This is a genomic window from Sphingomonas pseudosanguinis (genome assembly GCF_052056765.1).
Taxonomy (GTDB): domain Bacteria; phylum Pseudomonadota; class Alphaproteobacteria; order Sphingomonadales; family Sphingomonadaceae; genus Sphingomonas; species Sphingomonas pseudosanguinis.
In genome coordinates this window covers 332501-349302 of sequence record NZ_CP189888.1, presented here as the reverse complement: position 1 = coordinate 349302, position 16802 = coordinate 332501, and the positions used below count along the sequence as shown (strand labels likewise).

Sequence of the window (16802 nt, the reverse complement as noted above, 5' to 3'; positions counted from 1 at the left end):
CCCGGACAGGCCGCCGGGCAAGGGATAAGTTGGCAGTGGCTCAGCTGACCGCCAGTTCCTCCAGCGCGTGCGGGCGCAGCGACATGGTCTGCCGCACCTGCTCGGCATCGGCCAGCGCACGCGACGGGTGGCCGATCAGATAGCCCTGCACCGCCGAGCAGCCCTCACGCGACACGATGGACAATTGCGCCGCCTGCTCGACCCCCTCGGCCAGCACCGGGATGTTGAGCGTGGTGCCCAGCGCCGCGACCGAGCGCAGGATCGACACGGCCTGCTCGTCATGCTCGATCTCGGCGACGAAAGACGCGTCCAGCTTTATCCGGTCGAACGGGAAGGAGCGCAGCACGTCGAGCGAGGAATAGCCGACGCCGAAATCGTCGAGCGCGATCGCGATCCCCATCGCCTTCAACGCGCGCAGCTGTTCGAGCGCGAAGCGGCGGTCATGGATGATCGCGCTTTCGGTCAGCTCCAGCGTCAGCCGCTCGGGCGCCAGACCGCTGTCCGCCAGCGCCGAGCGCACCGTCTCGACCAGCCGCGGATCGGCCAGATGCACCGGCGACAGGTTCACCGAGATGATGTGCCGGTTCGGCCACAGCGCCGCCTCGAAACAGGCCTGGCGGATGACCCAGATGCTCAGCGGGACGATGTCGCCGCTCTTCTCGGCTAGCGGGATGAAGATCGAGGGCGGGATCAGCCCCTGCGTCGGATGCCGCCACCGGATCAGCGCCTCGTACCCCGAAATCTCGCCCGAGGGGATCGCCGCCTGGACCTGATAATGCAGCTCGAACGCCTCGGCCTCCAGCGCGGTGCGCAGGTCGGCGATCAGCTCGCGCCGGGCCTTCAGCGCATCGTCCATCTGGCTGTCATAGAAGCACGGCTCGTTGGAATGGGCCGACTTGGCGCGGTACATCGCCAGATCGGCCTTGGCGAGCAGCGCGTCGGCGTCGCCGCCATCGACCTGCGCCAGCGCGATGCCGATATTGGCGCCGATCGCGGCGGTGAACCGCTCGAAGACGAAGGGCGCGTCGAACGCCGCCGTCACCCGGCCGAGAAAATCGAGCAGTTCGGCACGGTCGCGATAGGAGACCAACGCCGAGAACTCGTCCCCACCCAGCCGCGCGACATATTCGCCCGGCCGCAGCATCGCCGCCAGCCGCGCCGCCAGCGCGACCAGCAACTGGTCGCCCGCCTGATGGCCATAGGTGTCGTTGACGACCTTGAAGCGCGACAGGTCCATCATGATCACCGCCATGCACGGATAGCCGCCCCGGATCTGGAAACGCTGTTCGATCTCCTGGATGAAGCTGGTGCGGTTGGGCAGATCGGTCAGGCCGTCATGCATCGCCATCTGGCGCAGGCGGCGATAGGATTCGCTCTGGGTATGCCCGTCGATCAGCGCGCTGATCGCAGCGCAGCCGACGATGATGCAGGTCGCCACCGTCGTGGTGACCGCCAGCGCGACCATGGTCAGGCTCGACAGCCCCTCGCCCATCTTCAGGACGGCGATGTCCATCGCCGCCATGCCGGTGAAGTGCAGCGAGGCGACCGCCACGCTGAGCAATCCGACCGCCCCTAGGCTGCGCCACCGGCTCCGGCCACGCAGGACGTGGAAAGCCGCCGCGCCGAACCCGGCGGCCAGCACCACCGATGCCACGACGTAGCGCTGCTCCCAGGTGACGATCCCGTCGACGCGGTAGGCGACCATGCCGATGTAATGCATCACCGACACGCCGATGCCGACGACCGCGCCGCCGATCGCGGGCGCATGCCGGCGATCGCTGGCCGCCAGGGCGAGCCCCGGTACGGCCAGCAGGATGACCGCGAGCAGCGATACCAGCGTCAGGATCGGGTCGAGCACCACCGGCGCGGTCGCGCGAAACGCCATCATCGCGACGAAATGCGTGGCCCAGACCATGGTCCCGGTCGCCACCGCCGCCAGGACGATCCACCCCGTCCGGCTCAGTCCCGCCGCCGCGCGGACGCGGTGGAACAGCTGCACCGTCGCCGCCGATCCGATCACGCAGATCAGGACCGCCAGCAGCACCAGCCGCAGGTCATGCTGCTGCGTCAGGCATGAGAGAACGCGCATCATGCCGCCGGCCTCCGCACCAGACGATCGAGCCGTGCCTCCAGCGCCATCGAGGCCTGACGCGCCAGCCCGATCAGATAGGCCGCCTGATCGGGCGAGGCGGCCTGCCGCCGTCGGATGTCGACGACGCACAGCGCGCCGACATGCACGCCGTTCAGCCGGCTCAGCGGAGCCCCGATGTAATAGCGGACATGGGGGGCGCCGGTGACGCCGGGCAGCGCGGCGAAGCGCGGGTCGCCCAGCGGATCGGTGCACTCCATCACCCCCGCCCGGTCGAGCGTATGGGTGCAAAAGCTGTCGCGGCGCGGATAATCCTCCAGGATGATGCCGTGGCTGGCCTTGATCCACTGCCGCTCGCGATAAATCAGCGACATCAGCGCGATCGGCGCGTCAAAGGCCGCCGCCGCGGCCGATACCAGCCCATCGAACACCGGTTCGGGGCCGGAGGCCAGAACCCTCAGCCCCCGCACCGCCCGGCTTCGCCGCCTTTCCGCGAACAGGCTTTGCATCATCGCTCATCTCGCCATTACGTAAACGAGCGATCCCATGCGTCACAAAGTTTAACGAACCATGTTCTGTCCGTAGGGCTGCCTTCTGTTTGATATTCAGATATAAATGCTGCTGCGTCCGTGACATTACTTTGCCGTTACGATCATGACCGCGCCGTCCCGCCCGAGGATGGGGGTGGCACAACCGCCCCGGCCGGTTAGAAGGGGCGTCAATCAGAACGGGAGGAGCCGGAAGGCATGACAAGACACCTGCCATGGATCGCATTGGCGATCGTCGGTGCGGGCGCATTGGGCGTGGTCGCCACGGTGCGCGGCGAGCCGATCAACGCGCTCTGGATCATCGCGGCGGCGGTGTCGGTCTATCTGATCGCCTACCGCTATTATGCGCTGTTCATCGCGCGGGTGATCGGCATCGATCCCAGCCGCCCCACCCCCGCCATCCGCCGCGCCGATGGCCTGGACTATGTCGCGACCGACCGCACCGTGCTGTTCGGCCACCACTTCGCCGCGATCGCCGGGGCTGGCCCCTTGGTCGGTCCGGTGCTGGCGGCTCAGATGGGCTATCTGCCCGGGACCTTGTGGATTCTGGCGGGCGTCGTGCTGGCGGGTGCGGTGCAGGATTTCCTGGTGCTGTTCCTGTCGATGCGCCGCGACGGGCGGTCGCTGGGCGAGCTGATCCGCATGGAGATGGGCCCCGTGGCGGGCACCATCGCGCTGTTCGGTGCCTTCATGATCATGGTCATCATCCTGGCGGTGCTGGCGCTGATCGTCGTGCGCGCGCTGGCCGAAAGCCCCTGGGGGCTGTTCACCGTGGCGGCGACCGTACCGCTCGCCATGCTGATGGGCGGCTATACCCGCTGGGTCCGGCCGGGTAAGATCGGCGAGGTGTCGATCATCGGCTTCATCGGCCTGATCCTGGCGATCGTCTATGGCCAGTCGATCGCGCAGTCGGCGGTGCTCGCGCCGCTGTTCACCTTTACGCCGGTGCAACTCTGCTTCCTGCTGATCGGCTATGGCGCGGTCGCCTCGGTCCTGCCGGTGTGGCTGCTGCTCGCGCCGCGTGACTATCTGTCGACCTTCCTCAAGATCGGCGCGATCGTGGCGCTGGCCATCGGCATCGTCGTGATGGCGCCGCCGCTGAAGATGCCCGCGCTGACCAAATTCATCGACGGCAGCGGCCCGGTCTGGGCGGGACCGCTCTTCCCCTTCCTGTTCATCACCATCGCGTGCGGCGCGGTGTCGGGCTTCCACGCCCTGATCGCCAGCGGCACCACGCCCAAGCTGATCGCCAGCGAGAAGGACGCACCCTTCATTGGTTACGGCGCGATGCTGATGGAAAGCGCGGTCGCGATCATGGCGCTGGTCGCCGCCTCGATCCTCGATCCGGGCGTCTATTTCGCGATGAACGCGCCCGCCGCCGTGCTGGGCACCGATCCCGCCAGCGCCGCCGCCGCGGTCACCGCAATGGGCTTCCCCATCTCCGCCGACACGCTGGCGCAGGTGGCCAAGGATGTCGGCGAGCATACGATCATCTCCCGCGCGGGCGGCGCGCCGACGCTGGCGGTGGCGATGGCGGAGATCTTCAGCCACCTGTTCGGCGGACAGGCGATGAAGGCCTTCTGGTATCACTTCGCCATTTTGTTCGAGGCACTGTTCATCCTGACCGCCGTGGACGCCGGCACCCGCGCCGGCCGCTTCATGCTGCAGGATCTGATCGGGCTGGTCGTTCCCAGCTTCCGAGGATCGTCGCAGGTGGCGCCGGGCCTGATCGCGACCGGGCTTTGCGTCGCGGCCTGGGGCTTCTTCCTCTATCAGGGCGTCACCGATCCGCTGGGCGGGGTGAACACGCTGTGGCCGCTGTTCGGCATCTCCAACCAGATGCTGGCGGCCGTGGCGCTGATGCTGGCAACGGTCGTGCTGTTCCGCATGAAGAAGGACCGTTACGCCTGGATCACGGTGGTGCCGACCGTCTGGCTGCTGGCCTGCACGCTGACCGCCGGGTGGCTGAAGATCTTTTCCGCCGATCCGCGCGTCGGCTTCCTCGCCCATGCCGACAAGTTCGCCGGCGCGGCGTCGGAGGGCAAGGTCCTAGCCCCTGCCAAGACCATGGCGGAGATGGGGCGGATCGTCTTCAACGACCGGATCGACGCGGGGCTGTGCGCGATCTTCCTGGGCGTGGTGCTGGCGATCCTGGTCTATGCGGTGCGCACCTGCCTGATCGCACGTCGTATCCACCGGCCGAGCGTCACCGAAATCCCGCCCGAGATGGTGGCGGCCGAATGAGCTGGGCCCAATGAGTTGGCTCAGCCGCCTGCGCCAGATCGGCAATGCGATGGTCGGGATGCCTAGCTATGACGCCTATGTGGCGCACATGGCGGCCAAGCATCCCGACCGGGAGCCGATGGACGAGGTGACCTTCTTCCGTGAGCGCCAACAGGCGCGATATGGCGGGAAGAATGGCGGGCGCTGCTGTTGATTCACGCGAAGCCGCAAGGACGCGAAGAAGGCTGGTTTACGCGGAGGCGCGGAGACGCGGAGGGGAAGAGTAGAGCATCACCCCGCCCTCCGTTCAGCCTGAGCGTAGTCGAAGGCCACGGGATAACACCCGCCACGCGGGCGGGACGCTCCAGCGTTCAGGGAGCCTGCGGCTCGAAGACCTTTGCGGCGGTGCTTGCCCTTGGCCTTCGACTGCGCTCAGGCTGAACGGATGGAGGGGATCGGGAAGCAGGATCAGCACAAGCCTCTCTTTGCGTCCTCCGCGCCTCTGCGCGAACCCAAAAAATCTCCGCGTCTCCGCGTCTCCGCGCGAACCAAAACCCTTCGCGCCATCGCGGCGTCGCGGAAACAGAAAACCCCCGCCCCGCCCCACCCTTGCCTTTTGGCCACACCACGGCTACATCGCGTTCCCATCCGAACAGCGCGGACGGACCTTTCGTCGCAGGACCCCCGGGTCAGGCGACGGCGGACCCATGCCCCGCTGACAGAATTTCAACGCAGGTGCGGGAACGGCACGAGTGGCGAAGACGACCCCCATCGAATTCTTCAATCAGGTCAAGACCGAGACCAAGAAGGTCGTCTGGCCGACGCGGCGCGAGACGGTGATGACCGGTGTGATGGTGGTCGTGATGACCACGATCCTGGCCATCTTCTTCCTGGCGGTCGACTCGTTCTTCGAGACGCTGGTCCGCACCCTGCTGTCGCTCGCGAAGTAAAAGGGTTCCCATGGCGCGCTGGTACATCATCCACGCTTATTCCGGTTTCGAGGGCAAGGTCCGCGACTCGATCATGGCCGAGGCGACCCGTCTGGGCCTCGACCATCTCGTCGCGCAGATCGAGGTGCCGACCGAGACCGTGACCGAGGCCCGCCGCGGCAAGAAGATCGCGGTCGAGCGCAAGTTCATGCCCGGTTACGTGCTCGCCAAGCTCGACATGAACGATCAGGTCTATCACCTCGTCAAGAACACGCCGAAGGTGACCGGCTTCCTGGGCGCGATGGGCAAGCCGCAGGCGATCAGCGAAAGCGAAGCCACGCGGATGCTGAACTCCAAGGAAGAGGCCGCCGCCGCCCCGAAGCACAAGGTCAAGGTCGATTACGAGATCGGCGACGCGGTCAAGGTGCTGGAAGGCCCCTTCGCCAGCTTCAACGGCGTGGTCGAGGAACTGGATTTCGACAAGTCCAAGGTCAAGGTGTCGGTGTCGATCTTCGGCCGCGCGACCCCGGTGGAACTGGATTTCGAGCAGGTAGAACGCTCGAAGTAAGTTCGGACCATCCGACGAAACAGGGGCCGGGGCGGCAACGCCACCGGCCCTTTTTCGTATCTGGAGCGAAGCCCCCTCCGTTTGGGCCGAGCGCAGCCGAAGCCCACGCCTCGGCCTGCCGCACGCGCATCCCGTGCACTTCGACTTCGCTCAGTGCGAACGGAGGGTGGGGACAAGTGGCGAAAAGGTTTCACCAGAGTGAGGATTCGGGAGGAGGACAGACTCCCGCCACGCCTCCCCCCTCGCCGGCCAAACGAACCAAACTCCCCCGATCCGGCTACCCCCGCCCCCGTTCAGGCTGAGCGAAGTCGAAGCCCACGCCCCGCCCCCGCCGCACGCGCATACCCTGCACTTCGACTTCGCTCAGTGCGAACAGCGGGTGGGATCGAAGAAGCCCCCCCCTCACAATTTGGCGCTGTCCGCCACCTGCCGAAACGCGGTCACCCCGGCGTCGAAATAGTGCAGACGCGGCGCTTCGAAGGTGATCAGGTACAGCTTGCCGCCGATGATCGCCCCGCGTCCTTCGCCCTTGCGCGGCAGATCCTCGTCCGGCCGGGTGAAATTATAGGTGAAGCGGATGCCCGGCTTACCGGCAAAGGCCATCGGCTCCATCCCCTCGACGGTGAACAATGGCGTGTCGAGCGCGATGCGATAGCTGTTCTCTACCAGCGTCGGAATGTCGGTCACCAGCATCGTCGCCTTGACGCGGGGCAGCGGCTTGTTGCGCTTGCTGACCTCGCGGAACAGCGTCTGTTCAGGCTCGATCCCGCCATAGAAGGTCAGGTCGTTCAGCGCATCGCCGTCGAACGTCCAGGTCTCCGAATTGCGCCCCGGTCGCGCGCCCAGCTTGTTCCATTCGACCGACGGGGTCACCGTCAGCACCGACTTGGCGACCGCGACCGGCTGCCCGGCCGCAATCAGGCGGTTGCCCGCCGCCACCGGTGCCGCGATGAGTGCCAGTCCGATCACCGCGATTCTGAAACCCTTCATTGCACGCCCCCTTCCCCGATCAACATCGCCATGGCCGCGCGGTCGCTCGCCGCCGGGGCCTTTTCCAGATAGGTCTTCAGCGCCGCACGCCCCGCCGCGACCTGCTGCCCGCGCAAGAGCGACAGGCCCAGCCCGCGCCAGGCGACCGGGTCGGTGCAGCCCTGGTCGATCGCCTGCTGATAGAATTGCGCCGCGCTCACCAGATCGCGGGGATTGCCGCGTTCGCGGTACAGCTCGCCGCGCGTCAGCAGCAGCTCGGGCGTCCATGCGCCATTCGCCAGTTCGGCGAGCAGATATTCGGACCCGCCGAAATCGTTGAGCTTGATCTGGTCGGCCAGAAAGCCCGCGCGCCATGGGCGCATCGCCGTCTGGAACGCATCCAGCGCATCGTCGCCGCGATCCCCCTCGCTCCCGGCCGCCGCGCGCAGATCGATCGCCCGGCTGAGATGGGTCGGATGGTCGGCGAAGAACCCCGCCGCATAGCGATGGGTGACGTGTCGCTTGCGCCCCAGCGCGGTCGCATCCTGCTCCGCCATCAACCGCTCCCAGATGTGCGAGGCCGCGAACGGCCGATAGCCCGCCGCCGTCAGATAGCGCAGGCCCATCATGTCGGCCTCGCTTTCCTGCGCCCGGTCATAGGCGAAGTGCAGCTGGATCAGGCTGGCCGGCAAGGTGCTGTAGGGCGAGATCATGCTCGTCCAGGCGATGATGTCGCCGATCGTCCGCCCCCGGCGAAAACTGGCCAGGGTGTGGCGCTGTTCGAAATGGCCGAACTCATGGCCGAGCACCGCCGCCAGCTCCGCCTCGTCGCGCAGCCGCAGCAGCGCGCCGGTATAGACGACCATCATGCCGTTGGGCATCATCGAGGCGTTGAAGACCGGCGCGCGCACCACATAGATGCGCACCCCGCGACAGCGATCCTCCCCGACCGACCGGCAGAGCACCTTTGCCATATAGGCGTTCAGCGCCGCGTCGCGCACGACGACCGGCGAGTCGCGCAGGTCGCGCTCCGCCTCGTCCGCCTGCTGCCACAGCCCGCGCTCGTCGACCGTCGTCGGCGTATAGGCCGCACCATAAGGCGGCAGCGGCGCCGGCCTGTCCGGCACGCCGGCCCCCAGCGCCGCGCCGGTCAGCGCAGCGGCGATCATCCATCCCGCCATGATCGCCGTCCTCAGCGCGATGCGGTCTTGGCGGCGGCCGAAGGCGCCGGCGCGGGCGCCTCGACCGGCTTGCCCGGAAAGCCCTTCAGCAACTGCGCGACGCGCTTGGCCGCGCCTTCGGGCGTGCGCACATCGCCGCCCATCGCCTGATCGGCGTTCAGCCAGACCAGATCGCCGCTCTTCAGGTCGATCAGCCCGGCATAGCCCTTGTGCATGCCCGAGGTGACGCCGACCCCGACCGCCGCTGCGGCGAAGACCTGAAGCAGCTTGCGCCCGGTCGAGCCGTAATGATCCTCGGTCGTCACGAACAGCGCATAGTCGGCCCCCTGCATGCCCGGCAGGCTGGCGACCTCCGGCCCGATCGACCACAGGAAGCTGTCCTCGCGCTTCTTGGTGGGCAGGCGGTTGCCCGGAAAGAACTGATAGGTGATGACCGAGTCGGCCAAAGTGGTGAACAGCGCGCGATATTCATGCGCGGTCGCCGCGCCCTGCCCCACCGGCTCGACGAAATTCACGACGCGATTGCCCAGCCTGCCCTGCGCCTCGGCCAGCGCCTTGCCCAGATTCTCGCGCGCCTGATCGGTCCAGTCGGCATTGGGTTCATAGGCGCCGCCGGTCGATTGCGCGCCGACCTGGATTTCGGGCCGCATCAGGACGATGTTGGCCGTCCCCGGCGCCAGCGTGAAGCCGGGCCGGTTGCCGGTCTTCTCCTGCGCCGCCAGCGGCGCGGCCGCCATCGTCAACGCCGCCGCCAGTGCCAGCGCGTTCCATCCCCTCCGCATCAATCGAACCCCCGTTCGCGATGGCGGAGCCGGCTATCTCCCCCGGCCGACTCGTCCATCACGAACGCAGCATGACATGGCCGGATCGGCCACGCCAAGCGGATTCCCCGCCTTGCCATTCCCCCGGTTTTCGGGTAATGGCGCACGCTTCCCAAGCATCATGCGACGGAACCCTTGCGGGAGGGTGCGCTGGCCTATGCCTTCGCGCCCGTCACGACCGCTAGACTCGAAAAGAGAGTGACATGGCAAAGAAGATTACCGGCTATATCAAGCTGCAGGTCCCTGCAGGCGCCGCCAACCCCTCGCCGCCGATCGGCCCGGCGCTGGGTCAGCGCGGTGTGAACATCATGGAATTCTGCAAGGCGTTCAACGCGCAGACCGGCGAAGTCGAGAAGGGCACCCCGCTGCCCACCGTCATCACCGTCTATGCCGACCGTTCGTTCTCGTTCGAGACGAAGACCGCGCCTGCGACCTACCTAATCAAGAAGGCGGCCAACCTGAAGTCGGGCTCGAAGGAGCCGGGCAAGGTGTCGGCGGGCAAGATCGCGCGCTCGAAGCTCGCGGAAATCGCCCAGGTCAAGATGAAGGACCTGAACGCCAACGATATCGAGGCTGCGACCAAGATCATCGAAGGCTCCGCCCGCGCGATGGGCCTCGAAGTGGTGGAGGGCTAAGATCATGGCGAAGCTGACCAAGAAGCAGAAGGCCGTCCAGATCGACGCCGAGAAGCTGCACGGCATCGACGAAGCGATCACGCTGGCGCGCACCAACGCGACCTCGAAGTTCGACGAGACGATCGAAGTCGCCGTCAACCTGGGCGTTGACCCGCGCCACGCCGACCAGATGGTCCGCGGCGTCGTCACCCTGCCCAAGGGCACCGGCAAGACCGTTCGCGTCGGCGTGTTCGCCAAGGGCGCGAAGGCCGACGAGGCACGCGCCGCTGGCGCCGACGTCGTGGGCGCCGAGGACCTGATGGAAACCATCCAGGGCGGCACCATCGACTTCGATCGCTGCATCGCGACCCCGGACATGATGGGCGTCGTCGGTCGCCTCGGTAAGGTGCTGGGCCCCAAGGGCCTGATGCCGAACCCGAAGCTGGGCACCGTGACCATGAACGTCGCCGAAGCCGTCAAGGCGGCCAAGGGCGGCCAGGTCGAGTACCGCGTCGAGAAGGCCGGCATCATCCACTCGGGCATCGGCAAGGCGTCGTTCCCGGCGGAAGACCTGCGCGCCAACTTCGACGCGCTGGTCGACGCTCTGATCAAGGCCAAGCCGTCGGGCGCGAAGGGCAAGTATGTCCGCAAGGTCGCCGTCTCTTCGACGATGGGGCGCGGCATCAAGGTGAACGTCTCGGAAATCCCGGGCGCGTAATCCTTAGCCCAGCGCATGCTGACAGATCAGGGGGTCGGGACTGCGGTTCCGGCCCCCTTTTCCTTTGAGCGGTCACGCGGTGATGACGGCCGGCCCGGCCAAGGACCCTCATGCTAGCGTTCAAGCCACGCCTCAGACCAGCTTGAACCAACTGGTAAGGCCGCATAGGGTGGCGTCATGGCCGAAAAGAGCGAAAATGGCCGCCTGTACGAGCAGGTGGCGCGTGCGATCAGCGCAGATATTCTCTCCGGTAGCTATGTGGTCGGCCAGCGCCTGCCATCCGAGCGCGACCTGGCGCAGGCGCACTCGGTATCGCGCCCCACGGTGCGGGAGGCGATCATCGCGCTCGAACTCGACGGCTTGGTCGAGGTGCGGATGGGATCGGGCGTCTATGTGATCGCCTCGGCCCCCAATAACGGCCGGGCCGGCGAAACCGATATCGGCCCCTTCGAACTGCTCGAGGCCCGGCGCGCGATCGAGAGCGAGGTGTGCGCTTTGGCGGCAACCCGCATCGACGACGCGACGCTGGGCGAATTGCGTAGCCTGGTCGACATGCTGGAAAGCGCGGATGTCGCCCTCGCCGAAGAGGCCGACCAGCGCTTCCACGAAACCATCGCCCGCGCGACGCAGAACAGCGCCATGGTCGCCAGCGTCGAAATGCTCTGGAAGGCCCGTGCCCGCTCGCCGCAGTATCGGCTGCTCAGCGACAAGGCGCATGGTGCGGGCGTCGTACCCCGGCTGGAAGACCATCTGACGATCTATGAGGCGCTGGCCGCGCGCAATCCCGACAGCGCCCGCGCAGCGATGCGCCAGCATCTGACGAACGTGCTGGAAGCGATCCTCGCCGCCACCGAGGTGCAGGAACTGGAAGAAGCCCGCGCCCGTATCGCCGCGCACCGCCAGCGCTACGCGGTATGATGGCTTTCCCCTGACCGGCGAAGGTCGAGATGATGTCCTTGGCCGGCCGCACGCCAGCGGCCATGCCAGTGGACCAAGCCCCTCCCCATCCGGCGTATAGGCCCGTCAATCGCCCCATGCCGGTCGGACATCCGACACGATAGCATCATCCGGTAAGACCGCACGAGACGCGAAAAAGGGGGCGCGGCACCCCGGACCCATGTCCGAAGCACCATGCCCCCGATTTTCACCAGCCGGCTTAGCTGGCCTGGTTGGCCGACACCGGCTTGGCGGTCACGTCGAAGCGATCGGCGTTCATCACCTTCACCCACGCGCGCACGAAATCGCGTACGAACTTTTCCTCATTGCCGTTCTCGGCATACACCTCGGCGGTCGCGCGCAGCTGCGAGTTGGAGCCGAAGATCAGGTCGGTCCGCGTCGCCCGCCACTTTTCCTGACGGCCACCACGATCATAACCGATGAACTTCTCGTCGCTCGACGCATCCACCAGATCCCAGAAGGTGTCGTTGTCGAGCAGGTTGACGAAGAAGTCATTGGTCAGCTGACCCGGACGATCGGTCAGCACGCCCTCGGGCGCATCGCCGACATTGGCACCCAGCACGCGCAGGCCACCGACCAGCACGGTCATCTCCGGCGCGGACAGGCCGAGCAGCGCCGCCCGGTCGAGCAGCAATTCCTCGGTCTTCACCGGGTTGCGGGTCTTCAGATAATTGCGGAAACCATCGGCCTGCGGCTCCATCCACTTGAAGCTCTCGACATCGGTCCATTCCTGCGTCGCGTCGCCGCGACCGCCCAGGAAGGGCACGCTGACGTCGAACCCGGCGTCACGCGCCGCCTTCTCGACCGCTGCCGATCCGGCGAGCACGATCGCATCGGCGAGCGAGATGTCGCCGCGCAACTCGTTCAGCTTGGCCAGCACCTGCTGCAGCTGCTCGGGCTCGTTGACCGCCCAGTCCTTCTGCGGTGCCAGTGCGATGCGCGCGCCATTGGCACCACCGCGATGATCCGACCGGCGATAGGTCGATGCCGAAGCCCAGGCGGTCTTGACCAGCTGTGCGACGGTCAGTCCGCTGGCAAGCACCGCCTCCTTGAATGCGGTTACGGCGGCATCCGACGGCGCCGTGCCTTCGGGCACCGGGTCCTGCCAGATCAGCGTCTCTTCGGGCGCTTCCGGCCCGAGATAGCGGATCTTCGGCCCCATATCGCGGTGGGTCAGCTTGAACCAGGCGCGAGCGAAGGCATCGTCGAGCGCCGCCTGATCGTCACGGAAGCGCAGCGCGATCTCGCGGAACTCGGGGTCCATTTTCAGCGCCATGTCGGCGGTGGTCATCATGGTCGGCACGCGTTTGTTCGGGTCGCGCGCGTCGGGGGCCATATCCTCCGGCTCCGGATTGACCGGGGTCCACTGCTTGGCGCCCGCCGGGCTCTGCGTCAGCTCGTAGTCATACTTGAACAGCAGGCGCAGATAGTCGCCGGTCCACTTGGTCGGATTGTTCGACCAAGCGCCCTCGATGCCCGAGGTCGTGATATGTCCCTGGCCGATCTCCTCGCTATCGGTCAGCCAGCCCAGACCCTGCTGGTGGATCGCTTCGGACGCGGGATTCTTGAAGCCCGTGGGCGGCTTGGCACCATGCGCCTTGCCGAAGGCATGGCCACCGGCGGTCAGCGCCACGGTCTCTTCCGAGTTCATCGCCATCCGCTGGAACGTCGCTTTCATGTCGCGCGCGGATTTCAGTGCATCGGGCTCACCGCCCGGGCCTTCGGGATTGACGTAGATGAGGCCCATCTGGATCGCGGCAAGCGGTCCTTCGAGCTCGGGCAGTTCCTCGGTGATGCGCGTCTGCGCGCCTTCATCGACCCACAGCTCCTCGGCACCCCAAAAGGTGTCGCCTTCCGATGCATAGACGTCCTTGCGGCCACCCGCGAAGCCGAAGGTCGGCCCGCCCATGCTCTCGATCGCGACATTGCCTGCCAGAATGAACAGGTCGGCCCAGCTGATGTGCTTGCCGTATTTCTGCTTGATCGGCCACAACAGGCGCCGCGCCTTGTCGAGATTGCCATTGTCCGGCCAGGAGTTGAGCGGCTCGAAACGCTGCTGCCCCGACGACGACCCGCCGCGCCCATCGGTCACGCGATAGGTGCCGGCGGCGTGCCAGGCCATGCGGATCATGAACGGACCATAATGGCCGTAGTCGGCGGGCCACCAAGACTTGCTGTCGGTCATCAGCGCCAGCAGGTCGGCCTTGAGCGCGGCATAGTCGAGCGTGTTGAACGCCTCGGCATAGTCGAAGTCTTCGCCCATGGGGTCGGGCGAAACGCCATGCTGGTGGAGCATATCGACCGGCAGCGCATCGGGCCACCAATCCTTGTTGGTCCGCCCCAGCAGCGACCGCGCCTTGAGCTCGCCGCCACCCTTGCCACCCATCGGGCAACCGCCGCTCTTGGGCTGTTCGTAATCGGCCATCTCGGTGTCCTCTTCCAACCGGTGTTACCTTGATGTCTAAAGGTGCCGTATCCGGGTAAAATCTGTCCAACCGATTTTTCGGGCGGGATAGATTTTGATAATCGATCACGACCGGCACCGCGACTTCAGGATGAATGCCTGTCAGGGGAACCGGTTGCAGGGTGGTGTAGCGAAACGTCGGTAGAGCGCACGCGTCATGCGCCTGCCCGATTGATCGAGGGCTTCATACCATCGGAGAACTCTCTGCCTTGTCAGTATGAATGCCGCTGGACTGCATAGACCGACTGGCATCCTATCCCGCCAGCCCATCGACGCAGATGGCATGGTGGCAGCTACAATCCGGCAGCTATGCTTGAGCGTAAGCTGCACCCCGTCGTGGTGGCTTTCACCGCCCGCAGACCTGAGGAGCAACCTCCCAGGCTGGGAATTGTCGTGTTCGACAGCGACAAGGGCAGCCAGCAGCAGGCATCACAAGCGCGCGAACGACATTCAGGGGAAACCTGTGTCATTCGGGGGCCCATGCGGAGCATGGTGGATGAGTGTCGCCTGCTGCGAGGCAAGGCTAATCTTTCTCACTGGAGACGCCCTGTGGCTGGCCTGTGGCCTGCTCCCTCGCCTAATGGGGGAGGGACAGAACGCAAGAAAGCCCCGGAGCGGTGTCGCTACGGGGCTGTGGCTGCGTGTATGGGTATGGTTGCGGGGGCAGGATTTGAACCTGCGGCCTTCAGGTTATGAGCCTGACGAGCTACCGGGCTGCTCCACCCCGCGTTAGCTGAGCCGCACGGCGGCACGCTTCACGCGTGGTGTCGTGGGGCTTAGCGCTCCGGGCTGAGACGCCCGAGGAGACGATGTGAATGGGTTTTGTGTGTTCGCGGACTGTAATGCCTGGCGACGCCCTACTCTTCCACTGCTTGAGCAGTAGTACCATTGGCGCAGTCGGGTTTCACGGCCGAGTTCGGGATGGGATCGGGTGGGACACCGACGCTATGGCCACCAGGCAATAGAGTCCGCGAATACTGATCCCCATCAGGTGGTACCTGGTGGGGAAATGGGGGTTAAAATCGATGCGTGCACTGGCTGGATTTGCTGACCAGACCCTCAGTCTATCAGCCCAGGGCTGATGGTGGGGGTGTGGAGCTCTCAAGCGCGAATAGGACAATTAGTATCGGTTAGCTCCATGCGTTACCGCACTTCCACATCCGATCTATCGAGGTCGTGGTCTTCGACCGTCCTGAGAAATCTTATCTTGAGGGAGGCTTCCCGCTTAGATGCTTTCAGCGGTTATCCCGTCCGTACATAGCTACCCTGCTGCGCCGTTGGCACGACGACAGGTACACCAGAGGTACGTTCAACCCGGTCCTCTCGTACTAGGGTCAACTCCTCTCAAATTTCGACGCCCACGGCAGATAGGGACCAAACTGTCTCGCGACGTTCTGAACCCAGCTCACGTACCACTTTAATTGGCGAACAGCCAAACCCTTGGGACCTGCTCCAGCCCCAGGATGTGATGAGCCGACATCGAGGTGCCAAACAACCCCGTCGATATGAGCTCTTGGGGGTTATCAGCCTGTTATCCCCGGCGTACCTTTTATCCGTTGAGCGATGGCCCTTCCACGAGGGACCACCGGATCACTATGACCGACTTTCGTCTCTGCTCGACTTGTCAGTCTCGCAGTCAGGCTGGCTTATGCCATTGCACTCTAACAGACGGTTTCCAACCGTCCTGAGCCAACCTTCGCGCGCCTCCGTTACTCTTTAGGAGGCGACCGCCCCAGTCAAACTACCCGCCACAGAGGGTCCCTGTACCGGTTTCACGGTACGAGGTTAGACATTAAACAACAACAGGGTGGTATTTCACCTATGGCTCCACATCGGCTGGCGCCAATGCTTCAAAGCCTCCCACCTATGCTACACAGTTCTTGTCCAATGCCACTCTGAAGCTGCAGTAAAGGTGCACGGGGTCTTTCCGTCTAACCGCGGGTACTCCGCATCTTCACGGAGAATTCAATTTCGCTGAGCATGTCCTGGAGACAGTGGGGAAGTCGTTACGCCATTCGTGCAGGTCGGAACTTACCCGACAAGGAATTTCGCTACCTTAGGACCGTTATAGTTACGGCCGCCGTTTACCTGGGCTTCATTTCAGAGCTTGCACTCCTCCACTTAACCTTCAGGCACCGGGCAGGCGTCAGGCCCTATACGTCGTCTTGAAGCCGACTTAGCAGAGCCCTGTGTTTTTGCTAAACAGTCGCTACCCCCTGGCCTGTGCCCCCCATAAGTGCTTGCGCATATATGGGGCCTCCTTCTTCCGAAGGTACGGAGGCAATTTGCCGAGTTCCTTCAGGACACTTCTCTCAAGCGCCTTGGTATACTCTACCTGACCACCTGTGTCGGTTTCGGGTACGGTCTATACGGTGGGGCTATTTCCCGGGACCTCTTCGAGGCACGTCCAATCCGATAAGGACGTACAACACACGAGATCCGTCACACACCACCAGGCCCACGAATATTAACGTGGTTCCCATCGACTACCCCCTTCGGGCTCGTCTTAGGGGCCGGCTCACCCTGCGCGGATTAGCCTTGCGCAGGAACCCTTGGTCTTTCGGCGAGAGGGCATCTCACCCTCTTTATCGCTACTCATGTCTGCATTCGCACTTCCGATACCTCCACGACCCATTACCAGATCGCTTCGCAGGCTTACGGAACGCTCCGCTACCGCGTGCACTAATGTGCACACCCTAAGCTTCGGTGCGTGTCTTGAGC

13 protein-coding genes, 1 tRNA gene and 2 rRNA genes (1 of these 16 cut by a window edge) are annotated in these 16802 nt (G+C 65.1%); 7 read left to right on the top strand and 9 right to left on the bottom strand.

What is annotated here, in order from left to right:
• Positions 1–40: 40 nt before the first annotated feature.
• A complete protein-coding gene (locus ACQHGV_RS01545; protein WP_440979174.1) occupies positions 41–2092 on the bottom strand; it encodes a putative bifunctional diguanylate cyclase/phosphodiesterase in 2052 nt (683 codons plus the stop codon).
• A complete protein-coding gene (locus tag ACQHGV_RS01540) occupies positions 2089–2601 on the bottom strand; it encodes a GAF domain-containing protein (protein WP_440979173.1) in 513 nt (170 codons plus the stop codon). The genes ACQHGV_RS01545 and ACQHGV_RS01540 overlap by 4 nt, the downstream gene beginning before the upstream one ends.
• Positions 2602–2835: 234 nt before the next feature.
• On the opposite strand from ACQHGV_RS01540, the gene ACQHGV_RS01535 reads away from it, so the two are divergent.
• The 4 genes from ACQHGV_RS01535 (at position 2836) to nusG (ending at position 6357) form a co-directional block, all read left to right on the top strand.
• Entirely contained in the window at positions 2836–4881 is a 2046-nt protein-coding gene (locus ACQHGV_RS01535) for a carbon starvation CstA family protein (protein ID WP_440979172.1), read from the top strand.
• Between the two features lie 10 nt (positions 4882–4891).
• Positions 4892–5074: a YbdD/YjiX family protein gene (locus ACQHGV_RS01530; protein ID WP_183952909.1), complete on the top strand. Its 183-nt coding sequence runs from the start codon at positions 4892–4894 to the stop codon at positions 5072–5074.
• A gap of 538 nt (positions 5075–5612) precedes the next feature.
• Entirely contained in the window at positions 5613–5810 is a 198-nt protein-coding gene (secE, locus tag ACQHGV_RS01525; RefSeq protein ID WP_007407051.1) for a preprotein translocase subunit SecE, read from the top strand.
• A 10-nt stretch (positions 5811–5820) separates the two neighbouring features.
• Positions 5821–6357 carry a transcription termination/antitermination protein NusG gene (gene nusG, locus ACQHGV_RS01520; RefSeq protein ID WP_007407052.1) on the top strand — a complete coding sequence of 179 codons (537 nt, stop codon included), beginning with the start codon at positions 5821–5823 and terminating at the stop codon, positions 6355–6357.
• A gap of 402 nt (positions 6358–6759) precedes the next feature.
• Here the strand turns inward: nusG and ACQHGV_RS01515 are convergent, their stop codons facing one another.
• From ACQHGV_RS01515 to ACQHGV_RS01505, 3 genes are read right to left on the bottom strand one after another with little or no spacing between them, the layout of a single operon-like run.
• Positions 6760–7347: a hypothetical protein gene (locus ACQHGV_RS01515; RefSeq protein WP_440979171.1), complete on the bottom strand. Its 588-nt coding sequence runs from the start codon at positions 7345–7347 to the stop codon at positions 6760–6762.
• Positions 7344–8507, bottom strand: coding sequence for a M48 family metalloprotease (locus ACQHGV_RS01510; protein ID WP_440979170.1), 1164 nt, complete (start codon positions 8505–8507; stop codon positions 7344–7346). Before ACQHGV_RS01510 ends, ACQHGV_RS01515 begins: the two co-directional genes overlap by 4 nt.
• A gap of 11 nt (positions 8508–8518) precedes the next feature.
• Positions 8519–9289 carry a hypothetical protein gene (locus tag ACQHGV_RS01505; RefSeq protein ID WP_440979169.1) on the bottom strand — a complete coding sequence of 257 codons (771 nt, stop codon included), beginning with the start codon at positions 9287–9289 and terminating at the stop codon, positions 8519–8521.
• Between the two features lie 242 nt (positions 9290–9531).
• On the opposite strand from ACQHGV_RS01505, the gene rplK reads away from it, so the two are divergent.
• The 3 genes from rplK to ACQHGV_RS01490 all read left to right on the top strand — a co-directional run bounded on the left by rplK (position 9532) and on the right by ACQHGV_RS01490 (position 11578).
• Positions 9532–9963 carry a 50S ribosomal protein L11 gene (rplK, locus tag ACQHGV_RS01500; RefSeq protein ID WP_007407063.1) on the top strand — a complete coding sequence of 144 codons (432 nt, stop codon included), beginning with the start codon at positions 9532–9534 and terminating at the stop codon, positions 9961–9963.
• 4 nt (positions 9964–9967) lie between these two features.
• Complete coding sequence (rplA, locus tag ACQHGV_RS01495) at positions 9968–10660, top strand: 50S ribosomal protein L1 (protein WP_056433483.1); 693 nt, start codon at positions 9968–9970, stop codon at positions 10658–10660.
• A gap of 177 nt (positions 10661–10837) precedes the next feature.
• A complete protein-coding gene (locus tag ACQHGV_RS01490; protein ID WP_183952912.1) occupies positions 10838–11578 on the top strand; it encodes a FadR/GntR family transcriptional regulator in 741 nt (246 codons plus the stop codon).
• Between the two features lie 238 nt (positions 11579–11816).
• On the opposite strand, the gene katG is transcribed toward ACQHGV_RS01490, so the two are convergent.
• The 4 genes from katG to ACQHGV_RS01470 all read right to left on the bottom strand — a co-directional run.
• On the bottom strand, positions 11817–14042 hold the full coding sequence (gene katG, locus ACQHGV_RS01485) for a catalase/peroxidase HPI (protein ID WP_440979168.1): 2226 nt from the start codon (positions 14040–14042) through the stop codon (positions 11817–11819).
• 691 nt (positions 14043–14733) lie between these two features.
• Positions 14734–14810, bottom strand: a tRNA-Met gene (locus ACQHGV_RS01480).
• A 115-nt stretch (positions 14811–14925) separates the two neighbouring features.
• Positions 14926–15040, bottom strand: a 5S ribosomal RNA gene (gene rrf / locus ACQHGV_RS01475).
• 141 nt (positions 15041–15181) lie between these two features.
• Positions 15182–16802, bottom strand: a 23S ribosomal RNA gene (locus ACQHGV_RS01470); it runs 1171 nt beyond the window's last position.